Raw genomic sequence first — 22,842 nt, 5'->3', positions numbered from 1 at the left:
CGAGGGCATCATCGCGCGGCCTGCCGAGGGGACGGGAAGCGCGGCCGACTCGTCGCCGCCCGGCCGGACGTTCACGTGCCGTCCGCCCGATTCCTCAGGGCCGACGCGATCAGGTCGTGGATCAGGAATTCTCCGGGCGCGCGGTTCTCCTTGAGACGCGCGAGGTCGCCGGGACCGAACCAGTCGAAGGCGGAGTGCCTGGACCATTCCAGGTCCGGACTGCCCAAGTCCCCTTCGACCTCGACGAGATAGTCCGCCTCGTGACGGAGACCGGCGCCGTCGTCTCCGGTCCAGGTACTGGTTCCGAGGAATTGCCGCACATGGCGCAGGCGCCAGCCGGTCTCCTCCTCGATCTCGCGGGCGAGAGCGTCCAAAAGGGTTTCACCGGCCTCGACATGGCCGCCCACGATGTCCCACGAATCGGGAAAGAGGCGGCGGTGCGGGCTTCGCTTCTGGGCGAACGCCGCACCCTCCCCGTTGAGGACGACCGCGCCGACCGTCCAGACCGCACCGGGCGCGGGAACGGGAACCTCGACAGCGTCGTCCACGGTGAATGACCGGTTGTCCGATGGCGCGCCCGAGAGCGTAGGCCAGGAGTTCCACGACGGCGCGACCGCGCCCCGTGTGCCTCCGCGTCACCGCACCGCGTCGTTGTCCCTGACAGCCACCTGGTCCGACCACGGCGCGAGAACCGTCGGGCGCGACTCGGGATGCTCCCGCAGCCACGCCAGCAGCGGGAGCAGTTCGCCGGCCGGAGCGTAGAGACGGAGCGATGCCGCGTCGTCCTCACTGCGGCGTCGTCCCGTGATCCGGTAGTTGCCCGCCGGACCGGCGAGATCGATGTGCGGTCCGTCCGCCGCCCGTTCCCCGAGGACCTCGTCCCACGGCACCTCGACGACGCCGTACATGTTCGATCGCACCACCGCGGGGGTGAGCTCGACCGTCGGCTTCCTGGGCCTGCGCAGGCCGCGCGCACCGGCTACGGCGAGGGCCGCGGGGACGAGCAGCAGGAGGCCCAGCCCGAACAGTACGATCGGGCGGGACCTCCCCGGTTCTCCGGACCGGTTCGGTGTCCGTATGTACTCGTCGCCCCAATGTGCCGCCGCGCTGCCGCACATCGCGACGGCCGCGATCGCCAGCAGGCACGCCAGCACCATGAGCAGGGTGGCTCCCCGGCGTGCCCGGCGGAGCTCCGCCGGCTGCTGCGGCGCGTGGGCGACACCCGAATCCGTCGCTCGCCACAGTCCGCCGAGTCGGGGAGGCATCGCGGCAGGGAGCATGCGCGAGAGCCTACCGTGCGGGCCGTGCCGACGGGCCGGACTGGCCCGCCGGAAGGATCGTCATCGCAGGTCAGCGCACCCGTCCCCACGGTTTCAGCGCGACGGGCGGCAGTTCGGGAGCGGGCAGCCGGTCGCCGCCGCAAGCCTTCCTCTCGCCGAAGCGGGAGTACCCCGTCCCGGCCCTGCCCGGCCTCTTCGGTCTCCCCGGCTGGTGCGGCAAGGAACGTCAGGCTTCCATGACGGCCTCCAGGGGGTTCAGCGCAGCTGCCCGGCGAGCCGGGACGGCGGCCGCGAGGGCACCGAACGTGAGGGAGATCAGGCAGACGAGGAGAAGTGTCCCCCAGGGGAGGGTCAGGGAGTACTGGTCGATCGCGCCGTTGGCGAGGGAGCCGACCGCCCAGGCGCCGAACAGGCCGCCCGTCAGGCCGAGGAGGGTTCCGAAGCCGGCGACGGTCAGCGCTTCCAGACGGATCATCCGGCGGATGCCGGCGCGGTCCATGCCGAGGGCGCGCAGCGCGCCGATCTCACGGGTGCGTTCGGCGACCGACATGGCCAGTGTGTTCACGATGCCGAGCGCGCTGATGACGACGCCGATGCCGAGCATCCCGTACATCACGTTCAGCAGGTCGGCCATGGTGCCGGCGGCCTCGCGGACGAGTTGGTCCCGGTCCTGTACCTGCAACAGCGGGTTGTTGCCCAAGGCTGTGTGCAGGCCTGCCTCAAGGGTTTTCGGCTCCGTGCCGTCGGCGCGCACGAGTACGCGCTGGACGGAGCCGGGCAGGAGGCTGTTCCTCGCGACTTCGGTGCGGGTGGCGAGTGCGTCACGGGCGATGGGGTTGTCCTTGTAGACGCCCACGACGGTGTACTCGGTGAACCGCTCGCTGCGCCCCAGGCCGATGTCGAGCACGTCGCCGGTGGTCACCGCGAGCTCCCGGGCAAGGGTGCTGGAGATGGCGATCCGGCCGGGCGCGAGGTTCTCGGCGGAGCCGGAGACGAAGTCGAGCTTCATGGTGTCGTTGACGGTGGCGGGGTCGACTCCGGAGATCTGCCGGACTCCGCCGCCGGTGAACATGGTGGAGTCCGTGACGGCGTTCGCTGTGCGTACTCCGGCGGTGTCGGCGACCCGCCGTACGGCGCTGGGGTCGATGCCCGTCATGGTGGAGCGGGTGCTGATGACGTAGTCGGCGCCGAGGCCGGCGGCGGCCTGGCGGTCGAGGGCCTGCCCGGTGGAGTGCCCGATGACGGCGAGCCCGGTAACGAGCGCGGTGCTGATCAGCAGAGTGGCGGCAGTGGCGGCGGTGCGGCGCGGGTCGCGCAGGGCGTTCTCGCGGGCGAGGCGGCCGGTGATCCCGAAGCCGCCGGTCAGCCGCCCGGTCAGCCGGATCACCGGGACGGCGAGCAGCGGTGCGAGCACGATGAGGGCGGCGACGAGCAGTGCGCAGCCGGCCATCGCGTTCCGCAGGTTCTCCTCCGATGCGTCCTTCGCGCCGCTGAGCGCCACCAGCCAGCCGACGCCGAGCACGAGGAGGCCGAGGCCCACCGCGCCACGCAGCCGGAATCGCGTTGCCACAGGCGGCTGTTCGGCCGTGCGCATCGCCTCGACGGGTGCGATCCTCGCCGCCCGGCGGGACGGCAGCCAGGCGGCGAGCACGGTGACGCCGACGCCCACACCGAACGCCGCCACCAGCGAGCGCGGGCCGATCACCAGAGGGCCGCGGGGCAGGGTGTTCCCGCCGGTGCCGAGGACACCGGGCAGCACCATGGCAATGCCGAGCCCGAGCAGGAAGCCGGCAGCCGAGGCGACCAGGCCGACCACCAGGGCCTCAAGGAGGACGGAGCGCGACACCTGACGGCGCGAGGCTCCGATCGCCCGGAGCAGGGCGGTCTCCCGGGTGCGCCGCGCCACGAGCATGGTGAAGGTGTTGACGATGAGGAACGAGCCGATGAAGAGCGAGACCCCGGCGAAGACCATCGGCACCTTCTCGTAGCCGCGGGTCAGGGTGTCGACGAGGACGGCCTGCTGGGCCGCCTGGGCGTGACCGGTGGTGGCCTCGGCGCGATCGGCCGGGAGCACGGCCGCGACCCGGTCCGCGAGTTCGTACGCGGTGGTCCCGGGCGCGGCGGACAGGTCGATGCCGGTGTAGTGGCCGGGGGTCGAGAACAGCTTCTGGGCCGTCGCCCTGTCGAACAGCGCGAGGGTGCCGCCGGCGGTCACCCGGGTGTCGTCGGTGGTGACGATGCCGACCAGCCGCTTGGTCAGGACCGGGCCGTCCGTGGCCAGCGTGATCGTGTCGCCGACACGGAAGTGGCCGGCGGCGGCGGTGCCGCTGTCGACCGCGAGCTCACCGCTGTGGGACGGGGGGCGCCCCTCGGCCAGCGGGTGGCGGCTGTCCTTGCCGTCCTTGCCCGGTATGTAGGCGGCGGCCAGGTTCGACCAGGCCCGGCCGGCCCTCAGCGGGGTGCCGTCCGCCGCGTTCAGGGTCGCCGAGCCGTCGACCGACGGCCGTACTGCGGCGACGCCGGGCACCCGGGCCAGCTTCCCCACGAGCATGTCGTCGAGCACGCCGGTCCGGCGCTGGGCCGGGGATCCGGGCTCCGGAGCCTTCTCGGTCACGGTGACGGCGATGTCGGCGAAGTTCTTCGACGCGGCGGCGCGGTGGGCCTCTGCGGTGGAGTCCGCGAAGACGAGGGTACCGCTGACGAACGCGACCCCCAGGCAGACTGCGAGGGCGGTCATGGCCAGTCGGGCCTTGTGGGCCAGGATGTTGCGCAGGGCTGTTCTCAGCATGGGTGGCTTCCGAGACTTTCCGGGAACGTGAGTTGCGGGATGCGCGGCGCGGGCGCGGCTCAGCCGGTGTGGGAGCGGGCGCCCAGGCTCTTCATCAGGTCGAGGACCCGGTCCTGAGTGGGCTGGACCATCTCCTCGACCAGGCGTCCGTCGGAGAGGAACACGACGCGGTCGGCGTATCCGGCGGCCACGGGGTCGTGGGTGACCATGACCACGGTCCGGCCCAGCTCACGCACCGATTCGCGCAGGAAGCCGAGGACCTCTGCCCCGGCGCGGGAGTCGAGGTTGCCGGTGGGCTCGTCGCCGAAGACGATCGCGGGGCGGGAGGCAAGGGCGCGGGCCACCGCGACGCGCTGCTGCTGGCCGCCGGAGAGCTGGGCGGGCCGGTGTCCCAGGCGCTCGGCGAGGCCGACCATGGAGACCACGCGTTCCAGCCACTCCTGGTCGGGGTGGAGTCCGGCGATGTCCATCGGCAGAGTGATGTTCTCGAGCGCGGTCAGCAACGGCAGCAGGTTGAACGCCTGGAAGATGAACCCGATCCGGTCCCGGCGCAGCTGCGTGAGCTGCCGGTCGGTGAGCCCGCCGAGTTCGGTGGTGCCGATGCGTACGGAGCCGGAGGTGGGCGAGTCGAGCCCGGCGGCGCAGTGCATCAGGGTGGACTTGCCGCATCCGGACGGGCCCATGATCGCGGTGAACTCGCCCTCGCGGAAGGCGATGCTGACCCGGTCCAGGGCGACGACCCGGGTGTCGCCCCTGCCGTAGACCTTCGACAGGTCGGTGGTGGCGGCCGCGATTCCGGTCACCGGGTTCAGTGCCAGGGGGTCGGCGGTCATGTGGACTCCTCTTCTCGTACGGAAAGACGCGTACGTCGAAGGGTGTCCGGGGAACGTATCGGGGTCTGGGCCGCCGTGTATCAGTGCGCGCTCGGCTCCGTACCGGTCGTGTCGCCGGCCTCCGGTCGGGCGGGCAGTCGCAAGGTGGCGACGGCGCCGCCGTCCGCGGTGTTGTCGAGCAGCAGCTCGGCGCCGAGGACACGGGCCTGCCCCAGGGCGATGGTCAGGCCCAGGCCGTGGCCCGAGCCGCGTTCCCGTGCGCCGGTGTGGAAGCGGCGCGGGCCGTGAAGCAGCACTTCGGGCGGGAAGCCGGGGCCGTGGTCGCGGACGACGACCGTTCGTCCATGGACGGTGACCCGCACCGGGGCGGCGCCGTGCCGGTGGGCGTTGACGACGAGGTTGCCGACGATCCGCTCCAGGCGGCGCGGGTCGGTCTCCACCGTTTCCGTGGTGGCGGCGTCATCGGTGACCTCGGTGTCGAGGCCGGTACGGGACACGGCCTCGGCGACCACGGCGCCGAGCGGTACCCGAGCGCGGACCGGCTGTTCGGCCCCGGCGTCCAGGCGGGAGATCTCCAGGAGGTCTTCGACCAGGCCGCGCAGATCACGTACCCGGGCCCGCAGCAGATCCTCGGTCTCGCCGGGCGGCAGGAGGCCGGCGGCGGCCAGCAGCCCGCCGACGGGGGTGCGCAGCTCGTGCGCCACGTCCGCGGTGAACCGGCGCTCGGTGCGGAGCCGCTGGGCGAGGCTGTCGGCCATGCGGTCGACGGTCACGGCGATGTCCGCCACCTCGTCGCGGCCCTTCGTGGGCCCCGTGCGGGCGTCAAGATCTCCTGCGGAGATCCGTGCCGCTGTCTCGGCGACCCGCCGCAGTCTGCGGGCCAGCAGCCCGGCGCCGTACACGGCCACGGGTGCGGCTGCCGCAAGCGCGACGAGTGAGGCCACCGCCATGGCCGCGTCGAGCCGTGGCAGATTGGCGTGGTCCGGGCTCAGGTTGATCTGGACGGCGAGAACCGGGCTGTCCGGGCCGCCCGTCCGCTGGGCCGCCCAGACGGTCGGCCCCACATTCCCCTCGACGCGCCCGTCGTAGGCCGTGTGCCGCCTGTCGTCGGCCGGGGCGCGCAGCTCGGGGGGCAGGCCGGAGGGGTCGAGTTCGGCGCCTCCCGACAGCATCCCGGTGCGCCGGTAGACGTCCATGGCCTCGTACACGGCGTTGAACGCCCGCGCTTCGCCGCGGCCGCGGATGTCCTGCGCGGTCCACACATGCACCAGGAGGCCGACCGCAGCCACCACCAGGAAGGCCGTGGCGGCAACGAGGGCGGCGATCTTGCGGCGCAGTGAGGTGCGGCCCGGCCCGCGCCGGTGGAAGGGACGCACTCCTCACCGCCTGAGCTTGTATCCGAAGCCCCGGACCGTCTCGATCCGGTCCCGGCCCAGCTTCCGGCGCAGCCGCTGCACGCACAGGTCGACGACCCGGCTGTCGCCGTCCCAGCCGTATTCCCAGACGTCCCGCAGGAGGGTGTGCCGTTCGAGCACAACGCCGGGACGGGCGGCGAATTCCAGGAGGAGCTTGAGTTCCGTCGGGGTCAGGGCCACCGGGCTGCCCGAGACGGACACCTCCATGCCGGCGGTGTCGATCCTCAGGTCCCCGAACTCCAGTACGTCCCCTGCGTCCGGCCGGCTCCCGCCCGTGGGCTGCTCCGGCCCCGGGGCCGGCGAGTACGTCGCGCGCCGCAGCAGCGAACGTATGCGGGCGACGAGCACGTACGTCTCCACCGGCTTGACCACGTAGTCGTCGGCCCCGGCCTCCAGCCCGGCCACGACATCGAGTCCGTCACCACGGGCGGACGTCATCAGGACCGGCACCAGGCTGGTCTCCCGCACCCTGCGGCACAGACCGATCCCGTCCAGGCCGGGCAGCATCACGTCCAGGATCAGCAGATCGAAGCTGTTCTCGCGGAAGAGCTCCAGCCCCGCGAGACCGTCGGCCGCCGCTTCCATCTCGTAGCCGTAGCGCTCCAGAGCGACCGTGAAGGAGCGGCGCATCAGCTCGTCGTCCTCCACCAGGAGAACGCGGACGAGGCGCGCGGCGGAAGCTTCCTGGACGGGCGAGTACACGGGGAGGGCTCCTGTTCGCAAGGCGTACGGACACAGACACGGCCGGCATCCATGACTCGTGCCCAGCCACCCCCGCCGAAACGATACGGCAGACGGCGGGCAGTGCCGCCGTTTCGCCCGGGGCCCGTACGGCGCCGAACCGCGGCTCCTGCCCCGGTGGAAACGCCGGGTCGGCCCGCTCTCGCGGCGGCAGGACGTGGAACGGCGGTCGCCCCGAGCCACCGGCCGACAGTCCGGTTCGATGCGCGGCCGAGCGCTCTTCGATACCTCCCGGATACAAAGACCATGCCGAGCACGGGAGCCACCGGCATCCGCTCACACGAGGTCAGCGCACCCGCCCCCGTGGTTTCAGCGCGACGGGCGGCAGTTCGGGAGCCGGCAGCCGGTCGCCGTCATAGCCCCTCACCTCACCGAAGCGGGAGGTTTCCATCCAGCCCTGCCTGGCCTCCTCGATCTCCTCGTGGGACCGCCCGACGAAGTTCCACCACATGACGATCTCCTCCTCGAACGGCTCACCGCCGAGGAGCATGAGGCCCGCGTCGGTGTCCGCGCGCAGGGGAAGTCCGGTCCGGCCGCAGCCGAGGTAGAGCATGGAACCGGGAAGCACGGGCACGCCGTCGACTTCGGCCTGGCCGGACATGGACAGCACCGCGTACTCGAAGTCCGGGTCGAGCGGCAGCCGGGCCTCGGCACCGGCGGTCAGCGCGATGTCGGCACCGGTGATCGGGGTGTACGTGGTGCCGGGCGAGGTGGTGCCGTCGAGTTCGCCCAGGATCAGGGTGGCGGTGAGGCCCGGCGCCGAGACGGTCGGCAGGTCGGTGTGGTGCTGGAAGTGGGGCTCGACGTGGCGGTGGGCGTCGGGCAGTGCGACCCAGAGCTGAGCACCGTGCAGAAACCTCGCGTGGGACCTGGGGCTCTCCTCGGAGTGGCTGATGGCCCGGCCCGAGGTCATCAGTCCCAGTTCACGCGGGCGGATCGTACGGAGACTGCCGAGGCTGTCCCGGTGCAGGACCTCGCCCTCGTGCAGCCAGCTGACCGTCTGCAGGCCCATGTGCGGGTGGGGCGGCACCTGCATCCCCGGTTCGCCCGCGATGTCGTCGGGGCCGTAATGATCGACGAACGCCCAGGCGCCGACCATCCGGCGGCCCAGGTTGGGCAGCAGCCTGCGGACCTCGGTGGACTCGCCCAGCCGGACACGGCGAGGGGTGAGAAGTTCACGTACCGGCTCGGCGACGACGAAGCCCCGTCCCCCGCAGACGGAGAGTTCGGCCTGGCGATCGAGATTGCTCATGGCGTCAACCTATTCCCGTGCGGACCCGGGGGTGCCCGTACCCACGCCGAGAAGTTAGTGGAATATTCAACGACTGTGTACTGTTCCGACCCGTGCAAGGTGGCTGAGCGGCAGCTGCGGCCCATGGCTGGACGAAGCCGGGCACGGTCCGGGGACAGTCCATGAAGGAGAAGGTCAAGTGAGCGACACCTACTACGAGTTCGGCACGGCTGCCGACCGCTGGGACCGTGCGCAGATGTTCTTCGAAGCGAAGGAGTACATGAGCGCGGCCCGGATCCTGGAGGGGCTGGTCGAGGAGGTCCCGGAGCAGGTGTCGCCGCGTCTGCTGCTGGCCCGGACCTACTACCACTCGGCGCGGCTGACGAAGGCCGAGGCGGAGCTGCGGGCGGTGCTGGAGCGCGACCCCGTGGAGCACTACGCGCGGCTGATGCTCGGGCGCACTCTTGAGCGCCAGGGCCGGAGCGCGGAGGCGGCCGGTCATCTGCGGATGGCGGCGGCGTTCTCCGGGGACTTCGACTCCGGCCCCGATTCCGGTTCCGAGGCCGGCTCCGGCTCGGCTTCCGGGCGGACGGATTCCCGGGAGTCTTCGGCCGAGTGAGCCGGGGAGCGCCGACAGGGCGTTCGGCCGGGTCCTTCGCGGACCCGGCCGGGCCGTTCAATCCGGATGCCGGACACCCGCCCCTCGTGATAGTCCACTCGCTCATGACCGATCTTGAGACACCTCGCCTCCTGCTCCGCCCGATGGATGCCTCCGATGCCCTGCGGGTGGTGGCGGGCACGCCGGGGGACGACTCGTACTGGGCGCCCGGCTATCCGTCCCCCGGCGAGATGGCAGCGGCCGAGCGTTTCCTCGACACCTGCGCGAGGAGCGGTGACCCCAGCCCCTTCGGCTCGTACGAGATACGACGCCGCGAGGACGGACAGGTGATCGGCGGGTTGGGATTCCACGGGGCGCCGGATGAGAACGGGCACGTCACGATCGGCTACGGCCTCGTCCCCTCGGCCCAGGGGATGGGTTACGCCTCCGAGGCCCTGCGCGCCCTGCTCCGGTTCGCCCGGGACCAGGGGGTGAGCAGCGTGCATGGTGACACCGATCTGGACAACGTCGCGTCCCAGCGCGTCATGGAAGCTGCCGGCATGCGGCTGGTGAAGGAGGACGAGAAGCTGAAGCACTACCGGATCGACTGGGACCCGCAGGCCGAGGAGTGAGCCGGCGGCCCCGGACCCGGAGCGGGGGCCGCGTCCGGGCCGGCCCGTCGCCGGCGCAAACACCCGAAGCCCGCCGGGAACTCCCGGCGGGCTTCAGGTCATCGGACTGCCCGCATACGGCGTGCCGGTCAGCCGGCCGACGTGACCGCCCGTCCCACGCCGCTGTCTCCGGCCGTGACGGCGCCGGCTCCTGGCACGAGAAGCCGTTCCGTCAGCCGTCCGAAGACAAGGCCGAAGGTCACCCAGAGGGTGGCCTGCACGGCAAGGGTGCTCAGCCGGAACTCCCACAGCAGGGTGGCCGGGAAGTCCTTGCCGACTTCGTTGAACGAAGGCAGGAACGCATAGGCGAGGCCGATCACCAGGACGTAACCGGCGGATGCCACGGTCGTCGCGTTCCAGTTGCCCAGTCGGGGAGCCAGCCGCCTGCCGAGGAGGACCGCGGCGACGGCGAGCAGCACGCTCAGGGCGACCATCAGGAAGAACAGGGCGGTACGGCGGCCGATGGTGTCGGGGTTGCCGACGGCCGGCGGATTGGCCGGGTACTTCAGGAACGGCACGACGTACACCGTCAGCAGCGCAGCACCCGCGATCAGAACGGCCGTGGCCCGCGGACCGAACCTGCCGATCCGGCCGAGGGCGTAGCAGAAGACGAGGGCAGCGATGCCGCCGATCGCCACGCCGAAGACGAGCACACCGGTGGCGAGTCCGGCGGTGGACTGCACGGTGCGGCTGACCAGTTCCTCGCCGCCGTCGTGGTGATGGCTGTGCGACTCCTCGAGAGCGATGGCCGCGTCCACCCGCGACTCACCGAGGAAGCAGGCGACGAGCAGGGCGAGCACGCCCGCGACGAGGCCGGCCAGCATGCCACGCACGAGCAGGGCCCTGACAGATATGGAGTTCATGGGCTTCCCCTGGATCGGACGGTACGTCAGTGGCAGGGGAAACCGAGGAGGTGGCGGCCGTCGTGGACCCACTCGTGGACACCTTCGCCGGAGATGACCGCGGTGGCGCCCTGCTCGGCGCCGACGAAGTACAGCAGGACGAGCATGAGGATGCCGAAGAAGACCGCCCAGGGGGCAATGGCCTTCAGGGAGATGGGGGTGATCGCCGGTACGGCGGTGGCGGGGGCAGCGGACTGCGCCATGGCAGAACCTCCTGAGGGAACACGCGTCCCGATCGTGGTGCCTGAGACGTGGGCGCCGGGTCTGACTTCCCGCACGGGTACGGGTTCACAGTGGCGCGACCGTGCCGGATTCTCACCGGACTTCCGTTGCACCTACGTCATGTTCGCCGCGACGATACCGCTTGGGGACAGACGCCGCCATGGTGCCGATGACCGGGCCGGGCCGCCCTGATGCCAGGGTGGGATCGGAGGGGCTGGAGTTCAGGGAGTTGACCGGAACATGACGGTACGGGTGATGTTGATCTCACCGGCGCTCAACGCCGCGCTGCGCGAGGCGCGTTTCGACGGCGACGCGCCGCTCGACGCCGCCGGGGTCCGCCGGGCCGCGGCCACCGCGACAGCGGTGCCCGAGGCCGACCGGCTGCTGCACGGACCGTCCGAGCGATGCGCCGGGACGGCCGAGGCGCTGGGGCTGTGTGCCGAACCCGAACCGGCCGTCCGCGGTTGGGACATGGGCCGGTGGAGCGGTCGACGGCTGGCAGCGGTGAGCGCGGCCGAGCCGGAGGCCGTATCGGCATGGCTGACCGATCCTTCGGCGGCTCCCCATGGCGGCGAGTCCCTGCTGGAACTCTGCTCCCGGGCCGGACGCTGGCTGGAGACTCTGGCCTCCGCCGGGGGCGGGCCGGACGGGAAGGGGCACCGCGTGCTGGGCGTCGTGGAGCCGGCGGTGGTGCGGGCGGTGATCGTCGGGGCGCTCGGCCTGCCGCCGGAATCGTTCTGGCGGCTGGATGTCGCCCCGCTGACGCTCACCGCGCTCAGCGGCCGGTCCGGCCGGTGGAACCTGCGATGCGGACAACCGCTCTCCCCCGCACCGGTCGGCTGATCCCGTCACCCCCCGTGCGCCTCCCGCCGTCGGATGCGCTTCGTTCCGCACGGGAAGGTCACCCATGTCCTTCCCCGCCTCCCCCGGCGCCCGCTCGCATCCCCGCTCTGCAGGCCCTCCTCCGCACCCGCCTCGTCCCGGCCTCCTCCAGCCGCCGGCCCGGCCGTACCCACGCACCACGGCCGCCGGTGAGTCCTGGGCACAGCATCCGCAACGACTGGTTGCGGCCGCTCGACGGGCTACGCGTCCCGGTACGCCTCCAGCAACCGCAGCCAGGCCTCACTGATCGTCGGGTACGCGGGTACGGCATGCCACAGCCGGTCGATCGGGACCTCGCCGGCGACCGCGATCGTCGCTGAGTGCAGCAGCTCGCCGATGCCCGGTCCGACGAAGGTGACACCGAGCAGGATCTCCCGGTCGAGGTCCACGATCATGCGGGCGCGGCCGCGGTAGCCGTCCGCGTACAACCCGGAGCCCGCCACTGCGGCGAGGTCCAGGTCGACGGCGCGTACCCGGTGGCCGGCCCGCTCGGCCCCGGCGAGGGTGAGGCCGACCGAGGCGGCCTCCGGGTCGGTGAAGACGACCTGGGGGACGGCCGCATGGTCGGCGGTGGCGGCGTGGGCGCCCCAGCGGTCGGTCTCCATCCGCGGTACGCCGGCGGCGCGGGCGGCGATCGCGGCGCCCGCGATCCGCGCCTGGTACTTGCCCTGGTGGGTGAGGAGCGCCCGGTGGTTGACGTCGCCGACCGCGTAGAGCCAGGTGGTGCCTTCGACCCGGCAGCTGTCGTCGACGGTGAGCCAGGATCCGGGTTTCAGGCCCACCGTTTCCAGCCCGAGGTCGTCGGTGCGCGGGGCCCGGCCGGTGGCGAAGAGGATCTCGTCGGCCTCGACCTGCTCGCCGCCCTCCAGTTCCACGGTGACCGGGCCGTCCGGGACCGCGCGCCGCACGGCGGCGACCGAGGCCCCGGTGCGGACGTCGGCGCCCGCCCCGGTGAGGGCCCGGCCGACCAGTTCACCGGCGAAGGGCTCCATCTTCGGCAGGAGCCCCTTGCCCCGGACCAGCATGGTCACCCGGGCACCGAGTGCCTGCCAGACGGTGGCCATCTCCACCCCGACCACACCGCCGCCGACGATCACGAGGCGGCCGGGCACCTTCTTGGCGCTCGTCGCCTCCCGGCTGGTCCAGGGGCGGGCCCCGTCGATGCCGGGCAGATCGGGGACGACGGCGCGGCTGCCGGTGCAGACGGCGACGGCGTGGCGGGCGGTAAGCCGGTGCTCGGTGCCGTCGGGCGCGGTCACGGCCACCGTCTTCTCGCCGGTGAGCCTGCCGTGGCCCCGGTGGACATCCGCGCCGATGCCCTCCACCCAGGCGGCCTGCCCGTCGTCCTTCCAGTGCGATGCGTACGTGTCACGGTGGGCGAGGACCGCCGCGGTGTCCAGCGGCCCCTGTACGGCGTCGCTGAGACCGGGGACGCGGCGGGCATCGGCGCGGGCGACCACGGGGCGCAGCAGGGCCTTGCTGGGCATGCAGGCCCAGTAGGAGCACTCGCCGCCGATGAGTTCGGCCTCGACGACCGCGGCGCTCAGCCCGGCGGCACGGACCCGGTCGGCGACGTTCTCGCCCACCGGCCCCGCTCCGACCACCACGACGTCGTACTCGGTGTTCAGGGAAGCATCAGTCATGGGGACAGTCTGGTCGCGGGTGTGCGCGGCGGCCACATGGGCAGGCGGAATAGCGCAGGAGCAGGCACCGTTGTGCCGACAGGTCCGAACGGGCACAGGAAGAGGTAACAGAGAATGAGCACCATTGAGCTCACCAAGGAAAACTTCGATCAGGTCGTCAGTGACAACGACTTCGTCCTGATCGACTTCTGGGCTTCCTGGTGCGGCCCGTGCCGGCAGTTCGCCCCGGTCTACGACGCGGCGTCGGAGCGCCACGACGACCTGGTCTTCGCCAAGGTCGACACGGAGGCGCAGCAGGAGTTGGCGGCGGCCTTCGAGATCCGCTCCATTCCCACGCTGATGATCGTCCGGGAGAACGTGGCGGTGTTCGCGCAGCCCGGTGCGCTGCCGGAGGCGGCGCTGGAGGACGTGATCGGGCAGGCGCGGAAGCTGGACATGGACGAGATCCGCAAGTCCATCGAGGAACAGCAGAACGGGCAGAAGTAGGGCCTGCCCTCAGGCTGAGAGGTCCGACCCCGGCCGGTCGGGCCCCTCAGTCGTGCCGGTGCCCCGGGACGGGCGGTGCGGCCTCAGCCTTCGGCGTCGGCCCCGGTGTCCTTCTCCTTGATCCGGGCCGAGAGACCGAGGGCCAGTTCGGCGCCGTCGACCAGAAGGGCCTCGACCGAGTGCGTCGCGGGGTCGATGTCCGCGACGATGCCTTCGCCGGAGTACCGGGGGTAGCCGGACGCCCCGGTCTCCCCGGTCGCCGACACGACCGCCGAGCGGACGGCACCGCCCGGCTCGGCGGCGTCGGCAGTGTCCTCGGCGTCGGTGGTGTCCTCGACGAACCGGGGGACCAGCAGGATCTCGTAACTCTGCGGATGGCTCATGGTCATGACGCTAGGCAAGCGGCACCCGGTACGCACCTTGCGGCGCTGCCGCACAGTGCGGTCCGGCCGGTGCGCCCGGCCACCGGCGCCTCAGCCGGACTCGCGCCGGACCACCCCGGCCCGCAGCAGGTCGTGGTGTTCGGGGTCACCGCCGGGGTCCCGCACCAGCCGGTCCACGAGGCCCGCCAGGGGCTGTGCGGTGGCCAGCTCCATGCGTACGGTGCTGAGCCGGGGCCGCAGCAGCCTGCCCAGCATCAGGTCGTCGGCGCCGACCACGGCGGTCTCACGGGGCACCTCGATGCCCGCGTCCTGAAGGGCCCGCATCAGGAGCATCGCGTATTCGTCGTTGTAGGCGAACACCGCGTCGAGGTCCAGGGTGCGCCAGCGGGCGGCCAGCCGGGCGGCCGACTCCTCGTCGTACCGCAGAGGCAGCGGTTCGACGCGGGCACCGAGGGACCGGGCGGCCTGCCGGGCCCCGGTCAGCCGGGGTTCGGCGAACGGGCCCAGGCCGCACTCCTCGGGCATGACCACGCCGATACGACGCCTGCCGCTCTCCAGCAGATGTCCCACCGCGCAGCGGCCGACCTCCCGCTGGTCCATGACCAGCGCGTGGGCACCCGGCACCGGCCGCGGGCCGAGGGTGATCACGGCCTTGGCCCCGGACCGCCTGAGCACGGATATCCCGTGCGCGGTGAGGTCGATCGTGCCGGGGGCGATCACGGCGACCGGGCGGAGTTCGGCCCAGGCGCGGGGCGCGTCGTCGGGGTTCAGCCCGGTGCTGCCGTACTGGACGACGGTGTAGTCGAGTCGGCGCAGCCCCGATTCCAGTTCGTGGAAGAAGTGGTGGTGGAGCGGGCCGGTCGGGAAGTTCACGGTGGGCAGCAGCACCATGCGGGTGTGTCCGGCACGCAGGCTGCGGGCCGCGGCGTGCGGGACATAGCCCAGTTCGGTGGCGGCTTGCCTGACCCGGCGGCGGGTGGTCTCGCTGATCCGTACGGCGGCGTTGTTGTTCAGCACGTACGACACGGTGGCCCTGGAGACCCCGGCGAGCCGTGCGACGTCGGCGCTGGTGGGGACGGGGGGTTCGGTGGGCTGGTTCGGTAACTGGCTCATGGCGTCGGGCAGTCTTCCAGACTCGCGGTGCGTGGGTGCGCTCCGGGGCATGGATGAATCCTCGATGGCGGGGCCGCTCGGCCGGGTCACCGGGACGGCGGGCCAGGACTGGCGGGCAGGTGATGGTACGGATCCGGGGCGGCGCCGAGCGCTTTCTCGCGCATCCGGCCCAGGCGAAGGAGCGCATCGAGGTGGGCACGGTGGTGACGGTGCTCGAACATCTGCCGCCTTGTACGGTCCATGTGGCTCCCGCGTACGGGAGTTGACGCCCGCACGGGGTGTCTTGACGGATTTCGCCTCCGAGAGGGACCGGGGCCCGGGGCAGGCCCGGCAGTTGCCGACGACGGTGAGTCGGGGCGGCCAGGCGGAAGCGGCCCCGCTGGTGAACGGGGTGTCCCCGGCCAATGAGCCGTCACCGTGCAAGCAGCGGATTCCGGTGACGGGTGATCAGGAGGACGGCTCGGCCTTCTGACCGGTCCGGCGGTGGCCGGTGCGTGCCCCTCGGTCCGGGACGGGCACCGGCCCCGCGCCGCGGAGCCGGACCAGGGCCCTGCGTTCGGAACACGCCGGGCTCACATGGTCTGGCCACCTGATCCGGACGGAAGACCCTGTCCGAACACCCGGTCGAAGGCGGACCGGGTGGCGGATTCGGGGCTGCGGTCGAGGATGGCGAAGACGATCTGCTCGAAGTGGCCGGCGAACCTGCCGCCGTCGAGGAGAAGTGCCCGGAACGCACCGGCCACCTGCGCCGGGTCGTTGCGGAACACACCGCAGCCCCAGGCGCCCAGCACCAGCCTGCGATACCCGCGCACCGCCGCGACCTCCAGCACCCGCTCCGCCCGGGAGGCGAGCGCGGCGGCGATGCGGTGGGCCTCGTCAGGGGTGCGGCTGCGGATGACTCCGGCATTCGGCGCCGGGGAGGTCAGGAAACCCACGGTGTACGGGGTGTCGAGCAGCCGCCCCCGGTCGTCACGGAAGACCGGCACGCCCGGTGAGTGAATCACCCGGTCGGTGTAGAAGGCACTGCGTTCGGCGCGGTGGTGGGCGTAGTAGCCGGGAGCGCGCAGCAGTGTGGCGTACAGGGCGGAGCCCCGGCACAGGGCCTCTTCCTGGGCCTGTGCGCCGTTGAGGTAGCCGCCGCCGGGATTGCGGGCGGAGGCGTAGTTCAGCACGGCGACCTTGCCGGGGCCTTCGCCGGTCATCCGGCGTGCCGCCTCCAGGCTGCTCTCGCCGGTGACCTCGACGGCCGGGGTGCGGTCGGAGTCGAGCGCCGCGACCGGCACCGGCTCCGGGCCGTACAGCCTGGTCCCCGAAAGAGCGGTGGTCAGTGCGCGCTCGATGCTCACCTCGCGTCCGTCGTTCGTACGGTAGCGGCCGGCCTCGACGATGGCCTCGGTGTCACGCGCGATGCCGCGCAGTCGTGCGCTCATCGGTACTCCCCCGTGTGGTGCATACGGGGCATGCTCGGCGCTCCTGCGGCATGGGCGCAACCGGATTTCCGACGGAAAGCGGCACTCTTGTGCGATCCATCCGCAGGGGTTTGGGTGGTGGGGAGGCACCGAGAAAAGGAGGCCCGGCATGTCGTACGACACACCCGGCGGCCACGGTCCGCCCGGCCAGTACCCGCCCCTGGGCGAGGGCGAGGCCGAGGATTTACTGCGCTGCATCTGCTTCAAGACGGGACCGCCCCGCAAGGTGGGCGTCGAACTCGAATGGCTCATCCACGACCGGGACAATCCCCGCGTTCCCGTCCCGCACCACCGCCTCGAAGCGGCCGCCGGCATCCTCCGGGCCCTGCCCCTGAGCGCGGCGCTCACCTTCGAACCCGGCGGCCAGCTGGAGCTCAGCTCGCGCCCCGCCGACTCCCTGATGGCGTGTATCGACGCCACCGCCGCCGATCTCACCGCGGTACGTGACGCCCTGGACCGGGCGGGGCTCGCGCCGGTCGGGATCGGCGTCGACCCGTGGCACCCCCCGCGCCGGCTGCTGCGCGAGCCCCGGTACGACGCCATGGAAGCGTCGTTCGACCGGTCGGGCCCGGCCGGTCGCGCCATGATGTGCACCACCGCGTCCGTCCAGGTCTGTCTGGACGCCGGAGAGGAGGAACCCGGTCCGCTCGGCTACGGACGGCGCTGGCAGCTGGGCCATCTGCTGGGCGCGGTCCTGGTGGCGGCGTTCGCGAACTCGCCCCTGCGGCTCGGCCGCCCGACGCCGTGGCGGTCCGCCCGGCAGTCGCTCTGGACCGGCCTCGATCCGTGGCGGACCCTGGCACCGTCCGGCGGTCTGCCGCCGCGCGATGCCTGGACCGCGCATGTACTGGACACCCCGGTGCTGTGCATCCGGGACGACGCGGGTCCGTGGACCGTGCCGAAGGGGCTGACGTTCCGCGACTGGATCCGCTCCGGCGCGCCCAGAGCACCGGTGCGCGCCGATCTCGACTACCACATCAGCACGCTCTTCCCGCCGGTACGGCCGCGCGGCCATCTGGAGCTGCGCATGATCGACGCACAGCACGGTGCGGACGGGTGGCTGGTGCCGCTCGCGGTCACCACTGCCCTGTTCGACGACCCGGAGGCCGCCGAGACCGTCTACCGCACCGTGAAACCACTGGCCGAGACGGCCGGGACACAGCGGGCGCCACGCAATCCGCTCTGGGTCGGCGCCGCCCGCGACGGCCTGGCCGATCCCGAGCTGCGCGCGGCGGCGGTCACCTGCTTCGGGGCCGCGCTGGAGGCGCTGCCCCGGATGGGAGCCTCGAAGGCCGTGCAGGACGCCGTGGCCGGCTTCAACGACCGCTTCGTGGCACGGGGCCGATGTCCGGCCGACGACCTTCCCGAACTGCTGGCGCCGGTTCCGCCCGGCGGTCCGGGCCACCACTGCGAGGTGTCCCGCTCATGACCCACTCCCCCAATCCCTCCGGATGCGCGCCCCATGAGGCCGACGCCGAGGCGCTGCGGCAACGCGCCCTCACGGCGCTGCTCACCGCTCGCGAACGCACCGCGCTGCTCACCGACAGCGTGGACGATCACGAACTGACCGCACAGCACTCGCCGTTGATGTCCCCACTGGTCTGGGATCTCGCGCACATCGGCAATCAGGAAGAGCTGTGGCTGCTGCGCGGGGTGGCCGGCCGGGAGGCGATGCGCCCGGAGATCGACGGGCTGTACGACGCCTTCGAGCACCCCCGGGCGACCCGCCCCTCGCTGCCGCTGCTGGCCCCCGCCGAGGCGCGTGCGTACGCCGCGGAGGTACGCGGCCGGGCCCTGGACGTCCTCGACGGCACCGTGCTCGACGGCTGCCGTCCACTGGTGCGGGCCGGGTTCGCCTTCGGCATGATCGCCCAGCACGAACAGCAGCACGACGAAACGATGCTGATCACCCATCAGCTACGGTCGGGTCCGGCCGTGCTGGCCGCAGCCGTGCCGCCCGCGCCCCCCGAGGCGGCGGGTCTGCCCGCGGAGGTCCTGGTCCCGGGCGGCCCGTTCACCATGGGGACGTCCACCGAGCCGTGGGCCCTGGACAACGAACGCCCGGCGCACGTGTGTGACGTGGCGGGCTTCTTCATCGACACGGCCCCGGTCACCTGCGGTGCGTACCAGGAGTTCATCGAGGACGGCGGCTACACCGAGCAGCGCTGGTGGGCGCCCGAGGGGTGGGCGATGGTCCGTGAGCACGAACTGACCGCTCCATTGTTCTGGCACCGGGACGCCGGTCAGTGGCTGCGCCGCCGCTTCGGGGTCACCGAGGCCGTGCCCGGCAACGAGCCGGTGATCCATGTCAGCTGGTACGAGGCGGACGCGTTCGCCCGCTGGGCCGGACGCCGGCTGCCCACCGAGGCGGAGTGGGAGAAGGCCGCACGTCACGACCCGGTGTCGGGACGTTCACGGCGCTACCCCTGGGGCGACGAGGACCCGGCCCCCGGGCTGGCGAACCTGGGCCAGCGCCATCTGCGGCCCGCGCCCGCGGGGGCGTACGCGCAGGGAAGGTGCCCTTACGGCGCAGGGCAGTTGATCGGTGACGTCTGGGAGTGGACGTCCAGTGACTTCCTTCCCTATCCCGGTTTCTCGGCGTTCCCGTACCGCGAGTACTCGGAGGTGTTCTTCGGGCCGGCCCACAAGGTGCTGCGCGGTGGTTCGTTCGCCGTGGACCCGGTGGCGTGCCGGGGGACGTTCCGCAACTGGGACCTGCCGGTGCGGCGTCAGATCTTCTCCGGTTTCCGCACCGCGAGGGATGCCTGATGTGCCGTCATATCGCTTATCTGGGCCCTCCGGTGCCCCTGGGCGAACTGCTGACGCAGCCGCCTTACTCGCTCGTGCGCCAGTCCTGGGCGCCCAGACACCAGCGGTACGGGACCGTGAACGCGGACGGCTTCGGCGTCGGCTGGTACGCGGACGGCGATCCGGTGCCCGGACGCTACCGGCGCCGGGGCCCGGTCTGGGGCGACGAGACCTTCGCCGACCTGACCAGGGTGGTGCGCAGCACGGCGCTGCTCGCCGCCGTCCGTGATGCCACCGAGGCGGGCGCCGACGGTGAGGCGGCGGCCGCACCCTTCGCCGCCGGACCCCTGCTGTTCAGCCACAACGGAGCGGTGAAGGGCTGGCCCCACGCCGTGGCCCCGCTCGCCGCGGCGCTGCCCCCGGCCGAACTGCTCACCCTCACCGCACGCTGCGACTCGGCCCTCGTCTGGGCTCTCGTACGGCACCGTCTGGCCGACGGTGACGCGCTGCCGCAGGCCGTCGCCGACACCGTGCTCGACGTGGCGGCCGCGGCGCCGGAGTCCCGGCTGAATCTGCTGCTGACCGACGGCTCGACGATCGTGGCGACGGCCTGGGGCGACACCTTGTCGTATCTCGCCGAGCCGGGCCTGTGCACGGTCGTGGCCTCGGAACCGTACGACGACGATCCGCGCTGGCGTGCCGTCCCCGACCGCACGTTGCTGACGGCGACCCGCACCGACGTTCTGCTGACCCCGCTCAAGGAGCCCACTGAGTGAGTCCCTTTCTGCTGACCCGTACCCTGCCGGTGGACGCGACGGACGCGGCGCTGCGCGCCGATGTCCTGCAAGGTCTGACCCGGCACCCGAAGACACTGCCGCCCAAGTGGTTCTACGACGCCCACGGCAGCGAACTGTTCGAGGAGATCACCCGGTTGCCCGAGTACTATCCGACCCGCGCCGAGCGCGAGATCCTGATCGACCGCGCCGACGAGATCGCCCGGGTGTCCGGGGCTCGGAGCCTGATCGAGCTGGGGTCCGGCTCGTCCGAGAAGACCCGGCACCTGCTGGACGCACTGCCCGTACTGCACAGTTACGTGCCGGTCGATGTGAGCGAGAGCGCACTGCACGGCGCCGCCGAGGCACTCCTCGCGCAGCGGCCCGGGCTCTCCGTGCACGCCCTGATCGCCGATTTCACGGGCGGACTGGCGCTGCCGGGAACGCCGGGGCCCAGGCTGATCGCGTTCCTGGGCGGCACGATCGGCAATCTGCTGCCCGACGAGCGAGCGGTGTTCCTGAAGTCCGTGCGGTCGCTGCTCTCCCCGGGTGACGCGCTGCTGCTCGGCACCGATCTGGTGAAGGAGGAGAAGGTGCTGGTCGCCGCGTACGACGACGCGGCCGGGGTGACCGCGGAGTTCAACCGGAACGTACTGCGGGTCGTGAACCGGGAGTTGGGCGCCGACTTCGACCCGGCCGGATTCGACCACATGGCGCTGTGGAACCCGGAGCACGAATGGATCGAGATGCGGCTGCGGGCCCGTCGGGCGCACACCGTGAAGATCCCGGACCTGGATCTCGTGGTGCCCTTCGAGGCCGGTGAGGAGTTGCGTACGGAGGTGTCGGCCAAGTTCCGCCGGGACGGGGTCCGGGCGGAACTCGGCTCGGCCGGTCTGCGGCTGGATCAGTGGTGGACGGATTCCGGCGACCGGTTCGCGCTCTCGTTGGCGACGGCGGTCTGAGCACGGCGGGCCAGGGCACGACGGTCCGGGAGGCCGCGTGCCTGGATCGGCGGCAGGACGCGGATCTCTGCGGTCAGGCCGGCTGCCGTCACCACCCGCCACAGTGAGGCGATGAGCGGATCGTCGCCGACGAACGCGGCCGCGCCGGCCGGGGTGTTGTGTTCCGGCGGTGCGAAACGTTCCATCGGTGCGGTGTGTTCCACCGATGCGACGCGTCCGGCCGGGGCAGTGTGCTTTGCCGGTGCGGCGCGGTAGCTGATGCGTACCGGCCGGACCGTGGCGTCCGCGTCGATCGCGGCCTGGAAGGCGGCCGGCCCGAACCGGCCGCCGGGGCCGCGCCCGCACCAGGTGGTGCCCTCCGGGAAGACGACCACCCGTGATCCGCCGCGCAGCGCCGCCCCGATGGTGCGCACGGTCGCGGGCAGCGCGCGCAGCCGGTCGCGTTCGACGAAGAGCGTGCCGCCCCGCGCGGCGAGCGGACCGAGCAGCGGCCAGTCGCGGATCTCGCTCTTGGCCAGCATCCGGCCGGGAAACACGGCCGCGACGAGCGGGATGTCCAGCCAGGAGATGTGGTTCGCGACGACGAGCGTGCCCGGTGCTGCGGTCGACCCGTCGGGCACCGCGGGTGTGCCGACGATCCGCACCCGTACCCCGAAGGCGCGCACGACGCCGTACGCCCAGCGCCGGATCAGCCGTTCCCGCCGGGCCGCGCCGAGCATCGCCGCGAACGGGGCGCCCAGTGCGCCGGCCAGGATGCAGGCGCATCCGGCGAGCAGCAGGGCCACGGCGGCCGGACGGCCCCGCACCCGGCCCTCGTGGCCGGCGCACTCGCGCGGGGTGCAGGGTGCGGTGGGCAGCCAGGGGTTCATCGCAGCGGGGCGAGGGCGAGGAAGTGACGCAGGTAGCGCGGGTCGGTGCGGCGCAGCGACAGCAGTACGTACAGGTCTGCGACGTTGAAGTCGGGGTCGTGGGCGGGCGCCCCGCACACCCGGGCACCGAGGCGCAGATAGCCCCGGAGCAGCGGAGGGAGCGTGGCGAGCCCGGTGGGCACCGGGGCCGCTCCCCCGGTGGGCTGCCAGAGGCGGTGCGGGGTGACCCAGTGGTCCTCGGGTGCCAGGTGCTTCGTACGTACGGTCTCCCATGCGGCGGCTGCCGCGACGCCTCCGTCGGCGAGGGAGATCGAGCAGCAGCCGGCCAGCCAGTTGTGCCCGGTGCGTTCCATGTAGCGGGCGAGTCCGGCCCAGATGAGGGCTATGACGGCGCCGTCGCGGTGGGCCGGGTGGACGCAGGAGCGTCCGACCTCGACCAGGTCGTCCCGGATCGGGCCCAGCCGCCCGAGGTCGAACTCGCTCTCCGCGTAGAGGCGTCCGGCGATCCGCGCCCGTTCGGGCGGCAGCACGCGGTAGGTGGCGACGATGTCGCCGGTGGTCTCCTCCCGTACCAGCAGGTGATCGCAGTACGCGTCGAACTCATCGCTGTCCAGGCCGGGTTCGGGTCCTTCCAGCCTCGCCCCGAGTTCACCGGCGAAGACCAGATGGCGCAGCCGCTGGGCGGCGCGGACCTGGTCCTGGTCGGTGGCGAGCGACACCCGGTAGCGCGGCGGGGCGGGGGCGACGGGCTGCGCGGGAACGGCGGGGGCGGTGGGGAGCGGGGTGACTGGCAGCGCGTTCATGACAATCTCCGGGGGCGGATCGGCAAGGGC

Annotated in this window: 24 protein-coding genes and 1 pseudogene; 9 read left to right on the top strand and 16 right to left on the bottom strand. The window is 72.3% G+C overall.

Features of this window, described 5'->3' with window-relative positions; all coding sequences use genetic code 11:
* Window positions 1-71: 71 nt before the first annotated feature.
* The 8 genes and pseudogenes from IE107_RS02040 to IE107_RS02010 form a co-directional block, all read right to left on the bottom strand.
* Window positions 72-548 carry an NUDIX hydrolase gene (locus tag IE107_RS02040; RefSeq protein WP_189540305.1) on the bottom strand — a complete coding sequence of 159 codons (477 nt, stop codon included), beginning with the start codon at window positions 546-548 and terminating at the stop codon, window positions 72-74.
* 87 nt (window positions 549-635) lie between these two features.
* Window positions 636-1,280 carry a hypothetical protein gene (locus tag IE107_RS02035; RefSeq protein WP_189540303.1) on the bottom strand — a complete coding sequence of 215 codons (645 nt, stop codon included), beginning with the start codon at window positions 1,278-1,280 and terminating at the stop codon, window positions 636-638.
* A 70-nt stretch (window positions 1,281-1,350) separates the two neighbouring features.
* Window positions 1,351-1,446: pseudogene (locus IE107_RS36035) on the bottom strand (pirin family protein); the annotation flags it as partial.
* A gap of 60 nt (window positions 1,447-1,506) precedes the next feature.
* On the bottom strand, window positions 1,507-4,068 hold the full coding sequence (locus tag IE107_RS02030) for an ABC transporter permease (RefSeq protein ID WP_189540301.1): 2,562 nt from the start codon (window positions 4,066-4,068) through the stop codon (window positions 1,507-1,509).
* Between the two features lie 59 nt (window positions 4,069-4,127).
* On the bottom strand, window positions 4,128-4,901 hold the full coding sequence (locus IE107_RS02025) for an ABC transporter ATP-binding protein (RefSeq protein WP_189540300.1): 774 nt from the start codon (window positions 4,899-4,901) through the stop codon (window positions 4,128-4,130).
* A gap of 80 nt (window positions 4,902-4,981) precedes the next feature.
* The gene (locus IE107_RS02020) at window positions 4,982-6,277 is read right to left on the bottom strand and encodes an ATP-binding protein (protein ID WP_189540298.1); all 1,296 of its coding nucleotides are present in this window, start codon (window positions 6,275-6,277) and stop codon (window positions 4,982-4,984) included.
* A 3-nt stretch (window positions 6,278-6,280) separates the two neighbouring features.
* On the bottom strand, window positions 6,281-7,018 hold the full coding sequence (gene cseB / locus IE107_RS02015) for a two-component system response regulator CseB (RefSeq protein WP_268246544.1): 738 nt from the start codon (window positions 7,016-7,018) through the stop codon (window positions 6,281-6,283).
* 325 nt (window positions 7,019-7,343) lie between these two features.
* Window positions 7,344-8,309: a pirin family protein gene (locus tag IE107_RS02010; RefSeq protein WP_189540296.1), complete on the bottom strand. Its 966-nt coding sequence runs from the start codon at window positions 8,307-8,309 to the stop codon at window positions 7,344-7,346.
* Between the two features lie 178 nt (window positions 8,310-8,487).
* Between IE107_RS02010 and IE107_RS02005 the strand changes: the two genes are divergently transcribed.
* Together IE107_RS02005 and IE107_RS02000 are read left to right on the top strand one after the other, a co-directional pair.
* Window positions 8,488-8,907, top strand: coding sequence for a tetratricopeptide repeat protein (locus IE107_RS02005; RefSeq protein WP_189540295.1), 420 nt, complete (start codon window positions 8,488-8,490; stop codon window positions 8,905-8,907).
* A 104-nt stretch (window positions 8,908-9,011) separates the two neighbouring features.
* Window positions 9,012-9,518, top strand: a complete 507-nt coding sequence (locus IE107_RS02000; RefSeq protein ID WP_189540293.1) for a GNAT family N-acetyltransferase — start codon at window positions 9,012-9,014, stop codon at window positions 9,516-9,518.
* Between the two features lie 128 nt (window positions 9,519-9,646).
* Here IE107_RS02000 and IE107_RS01995 read toward each other — a convergent pair whose 3' ends face one another.
* On the bottom strand, window positions 9,647-10,420 hold the full coding sequence (locus tag IE107_RS01995) for a CbtA family protein (RefSeq protein WP_189540291.1): 774 nt from the start codon (window positions 10,418-10,420) through the stop codon (window positions 9,647-9,649).
* A gap of 26 nt (window positions 10,421-10,446) precedes the next feature.
* Window positions 10,447-10,662 (bottom strand): CbtB domain-containing protein, encoded by a 216-nt coding sequence (locus IE107_RS01990; protein WP_189540289.1) that lies wholly within the window; start codon window positions 10,660-10,662, stop codon window positions 10,447-10,449.
* 259 nt (window positions 10,663-10,921) lie between these two features.
* On the opposite strand from IE107_RS01990, the gene IE107_RS01985 reads away from it, so the two are divergent.
* Complete coding sequence (locus tag IE107_RS01985; protein ID WP_189540287.1) at window positions 10,922-11,524, top strand: histidine phosphatase family protein; 603 nt, start codon at window positions 10,922-10,924, stop codon at window positions 11,522-11,524.
* Between the two features lie 239 nt (window positions 11,525-11,763).
* Here IE107_RS01985 and IE107_RS01980 read toward each other — a convergent pair whose 3' ends face one another.
* The gene (locus IE107_RS01980; protein ID WP_189540285.1) at window positions 11,764-13,206 is read right to left on the bottom strand and encodes a dihydrolipoyl dehydrogenase family protein; all 1,443 of its coding nucleotides are present in this window, start codon (window positions 13,204-13,206) and stop codon (window positions 11,764-11,766) included.
* Between the two features lie 114 nt (window positions 13,207-13,320).
* Between IE107_RS01980 and trxA the strand changes: the two genes are divergently transcribed.
* Window positions 13,321-13,692, top strand: coding sequence for a thioredoxin (gene trxA / locus IE107_RS01975; protein WP_189540283.1), 372 nt, complete (start codon window positions 13,321-13,323; stop codon window positions 13,690-13,692).
* 83 nt (window positions 13,693-13,775) lie between these two features.
* Here the strand turns inward: trxA and IE107_RS01970 are convergent, their stop codons facing one another.
* Together IE107_RS01970 and IE107_RS01965 are read right to left on the bottom strand one after the other, a co-directional pair.
* The gene (locus IE107_RS01970; RefSeq protein WP_229866639.1) at window positions 13,776-14,075 is read right to left on the bottom strand and encodes a hypothetical protein; all 300 of its coding nucleotides are present in this window, start codon (window positions 14,073-14,075) and stop codon (window positions 13,776-13,778) included.
* Between the two features lie 90 nt (window positions 14,076-14,165).
* Complete coding sequence (locus IE107_RS01965) at window positions 14,166-15,188, bottom strand: LacI family DNA-binding transcriptional regulator (protein WP_189540279.1); 1,023 nt, start codon at window positions 15,186-15,188, stop codon at window positions 14,166-14,168.
* Window positions 15,189-15,241: 53 nt separating this feature from the next.
* On the opposite strand from IE107_RS01965, the gene IE107_RS36330 reads away from it, so the two are divergent.
* Window positions 15,242-15,454: an NfeD C-terminal domain-containing protein gene (locus IE107_RS36330; RefSeq protein ID WP_506004908.1), complete on the top strand. Its 213-nt coding sequence runs from the start codon at window positions 15,242-15,244 to the stop codon at window positions 15,452-15,454.
* A 306-nt stretch (window positions 15,455-15,760) separates the two neighbouring features.
* Here IE107_RS36330 and IE107_RS01960 read toward each other — a convergent pair whose 3' ends face one another.
* The gene (locus IE107_RS01960; RefSeq protein ID WP_189540277.1) at window positions 15,761-16,618 is read right to left on the bottom strand and encodes a TIGR02452 family protein; all 858 of its coding nucleotides are present in this window, start codon (window positions 16,616-16,618) and stop codon (window positions 15,761-15,763) included.
* A 148-nt stretch (window positions 16,619-16,766) separates the two neighbouring features.
* Here IE107_RS01960 and egtA point away from each other — a divergent pair, with 148 nt between their 5' ends.
* Genes egtA through egtD form a run of 4 tightly spaced genes read left to right on the top strand, consistent with a single transcriptional unit; the run spans window position 16,767 to window position 21,140 of the window.
* Window positions 16,767-18,086 (top strand): ergothioneine biosynthesis glutamate--cysteine ligase EgtA, encoded by a 1,320-nt coding sequence (gene egtA / locus IE107_RS01955; RefSeq protein WP_189540275.1) that lies wholly within the window; start codon window positions 16,767-16,769, stop codon window positions 18,084-18,086.
* Window positions 18,083-19,426 carry an ergothioneine biosynthesis protein EgtB gene (egtB, locus tag IE107_RS01950; RefSeq protein ID WP_189540273.1) on the top strand — a complete coding sequence of 448 codons (1,344 nt, stop codon included), beginning with the start codon at window positions 18,083-18,085 and terminating at the stop codon, window positions 19,424-19,426. Before egtA ends, egtB begins: the two co-directional genes overlap by 4 nt.
* Entirely contained in the window at window positions 19,426-20,181 is a 756-nt protein-coding gene (gene egtC / locus IE107_RS01945; RefSeq protein WP_189540270.1) for an ergothioneine biosynthesis protein EgtC, read from the top strand. Before egtB ends, egtC begins: the two co-directional genes overlap by 1 nt.
* The gene (egtD, locus tag IE107_RS01940; RefSeq protein ID WP_189540268.1) at window positions 20,178-21,140 is read left to right on the top strand and encodes an L-histidine N(alpha)-methyltransferase; all 963 of its coding nucleotides are present in this window, start codon (window positions 20,178-20,180) and stop codon (window positions 21,138-21,140) included. The genes egtC and egtD overlap by 4 nt, the downstream gene beginning before the upstream one ends.
* Here egtD and IE107_RS01935 read toward each other — a convergent pair.
* Both IE107_RS01935 and IE107_RS01930 read right to left on the bottom strand, forming a co-directional pair.
* A complete protein-coding gene (locus IE107_RS01935) occupies window positions 21,083-22,009 on the bottom strand; it encodes a lysophospholipid acyltransferase family protein (protein WP_189540265.1) in 927 nt (308 codons plus the stop codon). The genes egtD and IE107_RS01935 overlap by 58 nt on opposite strands.
* The gene (locus tag IE107_RS01930) at window positions 22,006-22,812 is read right to left on the bottom strand and encodes a GNAT family N-acetyltransferase (protein ID WP_189540263.1); all 807 of its coding nucleotides are present in this window, start codon (window positions 22,810-22,812) and stop codon (window positions 22,006-22,008) included. Before IE107_RS01930 ends, IE107_RS01935 begins: the two co-directional genes overlap by 4 nt.
* Between the last annotated feature and the right edge of the window lie 30 nt (window positions 22,813-22,842).

This window comes from Streptomyces gelaticus (assembly GCF_014649535.1).
Taxonomy (GTDB): Bacteria; Actinomycetota; Actinomycetes; order Streptomycetales; family Streptomycetaceae; genus Streptomyces; species Streptomyces gelaticus.
This window is presented reverse-complemented; position numbering and strand designations above follow the sequence as displayed.

What these genes read in the sequence shown, in the direction of transcription:
- IE107_RS02035 (WP_189540303.1), bottom strand. Translation starts at nt 1,280, where the DNA reads ATGCTCCCTGCCGCGATGCCTCCCCGACTCGGCGGACTGTGGCGAGCG.
- IE107_RS02030 (WP_189540301.1), bottom strand. Translation starts at nt 4,068, where the DNA reads ATGCTGAGAACAGCCCTGCGCAACATCCTGGCCCACAAGGCCCGACTG.
- IE107_RS02025 (WP_189540300.1), bottom strand. Translation starts at nt 4,901, where the DNA reads ATGACCGCCGACCCCCTGGCACTGAACCCGGTGACCGGAATCGCGGCC.
- IE107_RS02010 (WP_189540296.1), bottom strand. Translation starts at nt 8,309, where the DNA reads ATGAGCAATCTCGATCGCCAGGCCGAACTCTCCGTCTGCGGGGGACGG.
- IE107_RS02000 (WP_189540293.1), top strand. Translation starts at nt 9,012, where the DNA reads ATGACCGATCTTGAGACACCTCGCCTCCTGCTCCGCCCGATGGATGCC.
- IE107_RS01995 (WP_189540291.1), bottom strand. Translation starts at nt 10,420, where the DNA reads ATGAACTCCATATCTGTCAGGGCCCTGCTCGTGCGTGGCATGCTGGCC.
- IE107_RS01990 (WP_189540289.1), bottom strand. Translation starts at nt 10,662, where the DNA reads ATGGCGCAGTCCGCTGCCCCCGCCACCGCCGTACCGGCGATCACCCCC.
- IE107_RS01985 (WP_189540287.1), top strand. Translation starts at nt 10,922, where the DNA reads ATGACGGTACGGGTGATGTTGATCTCACCGGCGCTCAACGCCGCGCTG.
- IE107_RS01980 (WP_189540285.1), bottom strand. Translation starts at nt 13,206, where the DNA reads ATGACTGATGCTTCCCTGAACACCGAGTACGACGTCGTGGTGGTCGGA.
- trxA (WP_189540283.1), top strand. Translation starts at nt 13,321, where the DNA reads ATGAGCACCATTGAGCTCACCAAGGAAAACTTCGATCAGGTCGTCAGT.
- IE107_RS01970 (WP_229866639.1), bottom strand. Translation starts at nt 14,075, where the DNA reads ATGAGCCATCCGCAGAGTTACGAGATCCTGCTGGTCCCCCGGTTCGTC.
- IE107_RS01965 (WP_189540279.1), bottom strand. Translation starts at nt 15,188, where the DNA reads ATGAGCCAGTTACCGAACCAGCCCACCGAACCCCCCGTCCCCACCAGC.
- IE107_RS36330 (WP_506004908.1), top strand. Translation starts at nt 15,242, where the DNA reads ATGAATCCTCGATGGCGGGGCCGCTCGGCCGGGTCACCGGGACGGCGG.
- IE107_RS01960 (WP_189540277.1), bottom strand. Translation starts at nt 16,618, where the DNA reads ATGAGCGCACGACTGCGCGGCATCGCGCGTGACACCGAGGCCATCGTC.
- egtA (WP_189540275.1), top strand. Translation starts at nt 16,767, where the DNA reads ATGTCGTACGACACACCCGGCGGCCACGGTCCGCCCGGCCAGTACCCG.
- egtB (WP_189540273.1), top strand. Translation starts at nt 18,083, where the DNA reads ATGACCCACTCCCCCAATCCCTCCGGATGCGCGCCCCATGAGGCCGAC.
- egtC (WP_189540270.1), top strand. Translation starts at nt 19,426, where the DNA reads ATGTGCCGTCATATCGCTTATCTGGGCCCTCCGGTGCCCCTGGGCGAA.
- IE107_RS01935 (WP_189540265.1), bottom strand. Translation starts at nt 22,009, where the DNA reads ATGAACCCCTGGCTGCCCACCGCACCCTGCACCCCGCGCGAGTGCGCC.
- IE107_RS01930 (WP_189540263.1), bottom strand. Translation starts at nt 22,812, where the DNA reads ATGAACGCGCTGCCAGTCACCCCGCTCCCCACCGCCCCCGCCGTTCCC.